The organism is Bradyrhizobium sp. SHOUNA76 (genome assembly GCF_023006445.1).
Classification (GTDB): Bacteria; Pseudomonadota; Alphaproteobacteria; order Rhizobiales; family Xanthobacteraceae; genus Bradyrhizobium.
Window position 1 is genome coordinate 1 of sequence record NZ_JALBHA010000370.1, and the last position, 6,699, is coordinate 6,699.

A 6,699-nucleotide genomic window follows, 5' to 3' on the forward strand; every position below is an offset into this window, starting at 1 on the left:
CCCAATCGCCCATGGCGCGGCAGTCGGAGATCCCGGGCGTCTCCGCCGTGATCGCGGTCGCCTCCGGCAAGGGCGGCGTCGGCAAGTCGACCACCGCGCTGAACCTGGCGCTGGGTCTGCGGGACCTCGGTCTCAAGGTCGGGTTGCTCGATGCCGACATCTACGGCCCTTCGGTGCCGCGCCTGACCGGTCTGCACGACAAGCCGCAGCTGAACGACGAGCGCAAAATGATTCCGCTCCGGCGCTTCGGCCTCGCCATCATGTCGATCGGCTTTTTGGTGGAGGAGGAGACCGCGATGATCTGGCGCGGTCCGATGGTGATGTCGGCGGTGACGCAGATGCTGCGCGATGTCGAATGGGGCAAGCTCGACGTTCTCGTGGTCGACATGCCGCCGGGCACCGGCGATGCCCAGCTCACTCTGGCGCAGAACGTGCCGCTGAAGGGCGCGGTGATCGTCTCGACCCCACAGGACCTGTCCCTGATCGATGCGCGGCGGGGACTTGCCATGTTCAAGAAGGTCAACGTGCCCGTGCTCGGCATCGTCGAGAACATGAGCTACTTCCAGTGCCCGCATTGCGGCACCAAGTCGGACATTTTCGGCCATGGCGGGGCGCGGCACGAGGCCGAGAAGCTCGAGGTGCCGTTCCTCGGCGAGATCCCGCTGCACATGGCGATTCGCGCCACCTCGGACGCCGGCAATCCCGTCGTCGACAGCGAGCCGGACGGTCCCCATGCGGCGATCTACCGCGCCATTGCAGGGCAGGTCCGGGACCAGATCAAGGGTGTCATCGCGGCGGCCTGAATCGGCCGCCCGCGGCGCGCCTCCTCATTTCTTTGGGGAGATGCGACTTTCGTAGAGCCCCGTCATGCCATTGTCGCGTTCCGCAAGCGGGGCTTCCGTGTTAAAGGCCACGGCAGTCAAGCCCCTTCGGCGACGCGGCCCTAACGCGTCGCCGGAATGAGCGGCCGCAAGAAGAGAAGTCAAGGGGAAACGCCCCAGCAAGGAGAGACCTGAAGATGAAGCGTCGTGATTTTCTGAAAGTGTCGGCAGCAGGCGCGGCGGCGACCGCAGTGGCCTCGCCGGCGATCGCGCAATCCTCGCCCGAGGTCAAGTGGCGCCTGACTTCGAGCTTCCCGAAGTCGCTCGATACCATCTATGGCGGCGCCGAGCAGATGGCGAAATACGTCGCCGAGATGACCGACAACAAATTCCAGATCCAGGTGTTCGCCGGCGGCGAAATCGTCCCGGCCCTCCAGGCGCTCGATGCGACTTCCAACGGCACCGTCGAGATGTGCCACACCGTCTCATACTATTACGTCGGCAAGGACCCGACCTTCGCGATCTACGCCTCGGTGCCGTTCGGCCTCAACGCACGCCAGCAGAACTCCTGGTGGTACCAGGGTGGCGGCATGGAGCTTGGCAACGAGTTCTTCAAGAAGTCGAACGTGATCGGCTTCCCGTGCGGCAACACCGGCACCCAGATGGGCGGCTGGTTCCGCAAGGAGATCAAGACCGTCGCCGATCTCTCCGGCCTCAAGATGCGCATCGGCGGCATCGCAGGCCAGGTGCTTCAGAAGGTCGGCGTGGTGCCGCAGCAGCTCGCCGGCGGCGACATCTATCCGGCGCTTGAAAAGGGCACCATCGACGCCGCCGAGTGGGTCGGCCCCTACGATGACGAGAAGCTCGGCTTCGCCAAGGTCGCCAAGTACTACTATTATCCGGGCTTCTGGGAAGGTGGTCCGACCGTCCATGCCTTCGCCAACCTGGAGAAGTGGAACGCGCTGCCGAAGAACTACCAGGCGATCCTCACCAACGCGATGACCAATGCCAACACCTGGATGGCCGCGCGCTACGACATGCAGAACCCGGCGGCGCTCAAGCGCCTGGTTGCCGGCGGCACCCAGCTTCGTCCCTTCACCAACGAGGTGCTGGAGGCCTGCCTCAAGGCGACCAACGAGCTGTGGGCCGAGATCTCGGCCAAGAACGCCGACTTCAAGAAGTCGATCGACGCCATGCAGGCCTACCGCTCCGACGAATATCTGTGGTGGCAGGTTGCCGAATATACCTACGACAGCTTCATGATCCGCTCGCGCACGCGCGGCTGATCGCCTAGGCCTAAAGTCGCAAGACCGGAAAGCCCGGCCTCCCCTGGAGGTCGGGCTTTTTGTTTGCCGCAGTGCGATCGGGATGGAATTGGGCGGCGGCTTGCGTCATGGTGATGCCAAGCCTCGGCAAGAAGGCCCACCATCACGATCCATCAGGGCAGGAAATCATGAAGAGAAGAGACTTCATCAAGGTCACAGGACTTGGCGCGGCCGGCGCCGCCACGCTCGCGGCTCCCGCGATCGCGCAATCGATGCCGGAAATCAAATGGCGCATGCCGACGAGCTGGCCGAAATCACTCGACACGTTGTTTGGCGGCGCCGAGATGATGTGCAAGATGGTCGCGGAAGCGACCGACAACAAATTCCAGATCCAGATCTTCGCGGCCGGCGAAATCGTGCCGGGCCTGCAGGTGCTCGACGCCGTGCAGAACGGCACCTGCGAAATCGGCCACACCGCCTCCTACTACTATTTCGGCAAGGATCCGACCTTCACCTTCGGCTCGGCCGTGCCGTTCGGTCCCAACATGCGCATCAACCAGGCCTGGTACATGCAGGGCGGCGGGCGCGACGTGCTCAACGAGTTCTACAAGAGCTACAACGTCGTCTCGCTGCTCGCGGGCAACACCGGTTGTCAGATGGGCGGCTGGTTCAGGAAAGAGGTCAACACGCCCGACGATCTCAAGGGCATGAAATTCCGTGTCGGCGGCTTTGCCGGCCGCGTGCTCCAGAAGCTCGGCGTGGTGCCGCAGCAGCTCGCCGGCGGCGACATCTATCCCGCGCTGGAGAAGGGCACCATCGACGCCGCCGAATGGGTTGGGCCCTATGACGACGAGAAGCTCGGCTTCTACAAGATCGCGCCGCACTATTACTATCCCGGCTGGTGGGAAGGCGGACCGATGCTGCTTGCTTTCGTCAACCTCGACAAATGGAACGCGCTGCCGAAATATTACCAGAGCGTGCTGGAGCAGGCCGGCCACTACGCCAACAACTACATGATGGCGCGCTACGACACAGCCAATCCGCTCGCGTTGAAGAAGCTCCTCGCCAACGGCGCCAAGTTGCACGCCTTCTCGCCGCCGATCATGGACGCCTGCCACAAGGCCGCCAAAGAGCTGCACGCCGAGGTCGGCGCGACCAACGCCAACTTCAAGAAGGTGCACGACTCCCTCGCCAAGTTCACGAGCGACGGCTACGCCTGGTTCCAGGTCGCCGAGGTCGGCTACGACATCTTCATGGCGCGGCGCTCGCAGAGCTGATCACGTCGTCTCTCGCAGGCAACGCCCCGGCGCGAAAGCACCGGGGCGTTGTCATATTCAGTTGGAGGCGACGAGACCAAAAAAAGTGAAAAACAACCCCATGCACAGTAGCCAAGGGCTTGATAAGCCGTGAGAAAATCAGGGGCGCAAGCGGCCCTTGCGGAAGCGGACCGGGTGTTACGGTGTGCGGGAGAAGGTACTCCGGAACCGGCTCGATCCAAGGGCTCGTTTCGCCCGGCAGATCCTGCAAACGCCGGAGCACGTTGGCTGGCCGGCCAACAGTGGTATGGTGCGAGAACGAATAATCCGAAATTCGTGGGCGCCCATTTTGAGATGATGAGCTTCGATCCCGACGACGTTTTGAGAACGCTGCACAAGGCCTGGTCGCTGTCGACGGCCAGCAAATGGACGGCGAGCAATCCGGCGTCGGGACAATGCAACGTCACGTCGTTGCTCATTCATGAACTGTTCGGCGGCGAGTTGCTGAAGACGCCGCTGCCGGCTGGCGACCATTTTTACAATCGGATCGACGGCAAGAGGTTCGACTTCACGGCGAGCCAGTTCGAACAGCCGATCGCGTACGTGGATTTGCCTGCGAGTCGGACCGAGGCGGAGCTCGGCGCAACAAGCGATCAACTGGCCGAACTCAGAGCTGCTTTTAGAAGCGGCCATCCTGCGAGCTAGCCAATCTTGTCGCGAATATAAGTCTCTGCTCGCTCCAGCAGATCATCGAGCGAACAATCGGCCGTATCGAGCACCAGATGCTCTCGATCCCACGGTTCATACGTTCGGCTCACGACATCATTCCAGCTTGGGAGTTTGAGGCCATCAATGTCGGGCGTACGGCTCTCCACGCGTCGCCGGTGCAGCACCGCTTTGCTGCAAACCACTTCGATCTCGACCAAGCGTGCCGAGGTCTGCAAGGCACATTGCCGCCACGCAGCGCGGCTTGCCAGCACTGGATTAACGCAGTCGGCGACAACGATGCGCCCGAGCTTGAGATTTTCGGCCGCCAGCGCGTTGGCTATGGCATAGCCCTCTGCGTTGACCGTAAGGCTAGCGTCCTTCAACGCCTGCTCGATCGAATCGATACGAAGATATGTCGCCGCGAGCCGAATGGTCAGTTCGCGGGAAATCGTCGTCTTGCCAGTGCCCGGAAGGCCGCCGAACACAATGAGTGCCGATGATGGATGCATGACGACATGATGGGGCAGCGATCCGAGCTCCGCAACGGGGCGGACGCGGCGACGTTTGATCAAGCATGCGGCGGCCGCCTACTGGAGACAGGCGGCTCCGGGCTTACATGAATCTGACAGGACAGGGCGACCAGCCCGTGCTTTTTCGCTGGCCGAGGCGACCGGAATGCTTGAAAAGAACGAAGATGCCGCGCGAGCTGTGCGGCGACCTGAGTATCCGGCGGATATGCGATGCGCCTTCTGATCGTCGAGGACAATGCCGAGCTGTCGCGTCTCGTCGCGGGCGGGCTGGCGGCGGCCGGCTACCAGAGCGACATCGTGGGCAGCGCGGCCGAGGCGCGCGAGGCGGTGAGCAGTGTCAGCTATGCTGCGATGATCCTCGACCTCGGGCTGCCCGACGGCGACGGTCTGTCGGTGTTGCGCGAGCTGCGCCTCAAGATGGAACCGCTCCCCGTGCTGGTGCTCACCGCGCGTGGCGGCCTGCAGGACCGCGTCAGCGGCCTCCGTAGCGGTGCCGACGACTATCTCGCAAAGCCGTTCGCGATGGAGGAACTGGTGGCGCGGCTGGAGGCGATCCTGCGCCGGCCCGGCCAACTGCTCGGCCGCTCGCTCAGTCTCGCCAACCTCGTCTACGACACCGAGAGCCGCCAGATTTTCGTCGACGACCAGCCGCGGATCATCTCTGCGCGCGAGACCTCGGTGCTCGAGATCCTGCTGCGCCGGCAGGGGCGGGTGGTGCCGAAGAAGAACGTCGAGGACCACATCTTCGGGCTGGACGGCGAGGTCGCCTCCAACGCCGTCGAGGTCTATGTGTCGCGGTTGCGCAAGCAGCTCGCTGAACACGGCGCCAAGGTCGTGATCCATACCATCCGCGGCGTCGGCTATCTCATGGACGTGGAGAAATAGCGTGGCCCGGGTCGGATCCAACGTCGGATCCCATGCCGGGTCCTATGGCAGGTCGCCGACGTTCAAATCGCTGATCTGGCGCATCGTGTTCCTGCACATCCTGGCGGTGGCGGTGGTCGCGATCTTCCTGCCGCTGGTACTGTTCTGGCTGCTCAATTCCGAGATCGACCAGCTGCATCGCGATGCCATGCGGGCCCAGGCCGAAGTGCTGGCGCAGCGCATCGTTGCGCAGCCGGACGGCCTCATGACGTTCAATCTGCCCGACAGCCTGAAGGGGCTCTACTCGGATGCTTACGGCCGCTATCAGTACGACATTCGCGATGCGGAGGGCCGCTTGCTGTTCTCCTCGCACCCGCGCTCCGCCGCTGCAGCGCGCTCGTCGGAGAGCATTTCCGGCGCCGCGGTCACCCGGGACATCGACGGCAAGACGGTGCGCGTCCAGGTCGCCGAGGACCTCGCGCATCGCGACGTCATCATCGACGACATCGTTTCGAACTTCTTCCGGCGGGTGGGGTGGATCACCATCCCGATCCTGTTGGTCCTGCTTGCCACCGACATCATCATCTTCCGCCGTGCGATCGCGCCGCTGTGGAAGGCCTCCGAGGAGGCCAGCAATATCGGTCCGGCGCGCACCGATATCCGCTTGCCGACGGAACAGATCCCCCGCGAGATCTTGCCGCTCGTCACCGCCGTCAACCAGGCGCTCGACCGCCTCGAGGACGGCTTTCGGTTGCAACGACAGTTCACGGCGGATGCCGCGCATCAATTGCGCACGCCGCTCACGATCCTGCGCACGCGGATCGAGACGCTTGACGATCGCGCGGCACGGCAGGCGCTGCATGCCGACATCGAAGCCATGAGCCGGCTCGTCGCCCAGCTCCTGGAGATCGCCGAGCTCGACACCCTGGTGCTAGATCCCGGCGAGACCGCGGATTTGCGCGCCGTCTGCGCCGATGTGGTCGCCTCGATCGCACCGTTCGCGATCAGCCAGCACAAGGACATTGCGCTGAAGGGTACCGACGCGCCGGTCAAGATCCACGGCAATTCGGAGATGCTCCAGCGTGCGATCTTCAATCTGGCCGAAAATGCCATCAAATTTACCGCGAAGGACACCACCGTCGACGTCGAGGTGGACGAGGACGGCTCGGTGCGCGTGCGCGATTGCGGCCCGGGGATCGCGGAGGCCGAGCGCGAGCTGATCTTCCAGCGTTTCTGGCGTGCCGACCGCCGGCGC

7 protein-coding genes are annotated in these 6,699 nt (G+C 63.6%); 6 read left to right on the plus strand and 1 reads right to left on the minus strand.

Annotation, left to right across the window (positions count from 1 at the left end):
- From MOV74_RS27785 to MOV74_RS27800, 4 genes are all read left to right on the plus strand, one after another.
- A partial coding sequence (locus MOV74_RS27785; RefSeq protein ID WP_309486842.1) for an Mrp/NBP35 family ATP-binding protein occupies positions 1–803 on the plus strand: 803 nt, incomplete at its 5' end.
- 215 nt (positions 804–1,018) lie between these two features.
- Positions 1,019–2,107, plus strand: coding sequence for a TRAP transporter substrate-binding protein (locus MOV74_RS27790; protein WP_246929777.1), 1,089 nt, complete (start codon positions 1,019–1,021; stop codon positions 2,105–2,107).
- 167 nt (positions 2,108–2,274) lie between these two features.
- On the plus strand, positions 2,275–3,363 hold the full coding sequence (locus tag MOV74_RS27795; RefSeq protein WP_246929781.1) for a TRAP transporter substrate-binding protein: 1,089 nt from the start codon (positions 2,275–2,277) through the stop codon (positions 3,361–3,363).
- A gap of 336 nt (positions 3,364–3,699) precedes the next feature.
- Positions 3,700–4,047 (plus strand): hypothetical protein, encoded by a 348-nt coding sequence (locus MOV74_RS27800; RefSeq protein ID WP_246929784.1) that lies wholly within the window; start codon positions 3,700–3,702, stop codon positions 4,045–4,047.
- Here the strand turns inward: MOV74_RS27800 and MOV74_RS27805 are convergent.
- Positions 4,044–4,622, minus strand: coding sequence for an AAA family ATPase (locus MOV74_RS27805; RefSeq protein WP_246929778.1), 579 nt, complete (start codon positions 4,620–4,622; stop codon positions 4,044–4,046). The genes MOV74_RS27800 and MOV74_RS27805 overlap by 4 nt on opposite strands.
- A gap of 168 nt (positions 4,623–4,790) precedes the next feature.
- On the opposite strand from MOV74_RS27805, the gene MOV74_RS27810 reads away from it, so the two are divergent.
- Both MOV74_RS27810 and MOV74_RS27815 read left to right on the plus strand, forming a co-directional pair.
- The gene (locus MOV74_RS27810; RefSeq protein ID WP_038946264.1) at positions 4,791–5,465 is read left to right on the plus strand and encodes a response regulator transcription factor; all 675 of its coding nucleotides are present in this window, start codon (positions 4,791–4,793) and stop codon (positions 5,463–5,465) included.
- 1 nt (position 5,466) lies between these two features.
- The coding region (locus MOV74_RS27815) for an ATP-binding protein (RefSeq protein WP_246929779.1) at positions 5,467–6,699 on the plus strand (1,233 nt) is incomplete at its 3' end.

Coding starts and splice junctions, on each gene's coding strand:
- MOV74_RS27810 (WP_038946264.1), top strand. CDS start 4,791: ATGCGCCTTCTGATCGTCGAGGACAATGCCGAGCTGTCGCGTCTCGTC.
- MOV74_RS27790 (WP_246929777.1), top strand. CDS start 1,019: ATGAAGCGTCGTGATTTTCTGAAAGTGTCGGCAGCAGGCGCGGCGGCG.
- MOV74_RS27795 (WP_246929781.1), top strand. CDS start 2,275: ATGAAGAGAAGAGACTTCATCAAGGTCACAGGACTTGGCGCGGCCGGC.
- MOV74_RS27800 (WP_246929784.1), top strand. CDS start 3,700: ATGAGCTTCGATCCCGACGACGTTTTGAGAACGCTGCACAAGGCCTGG.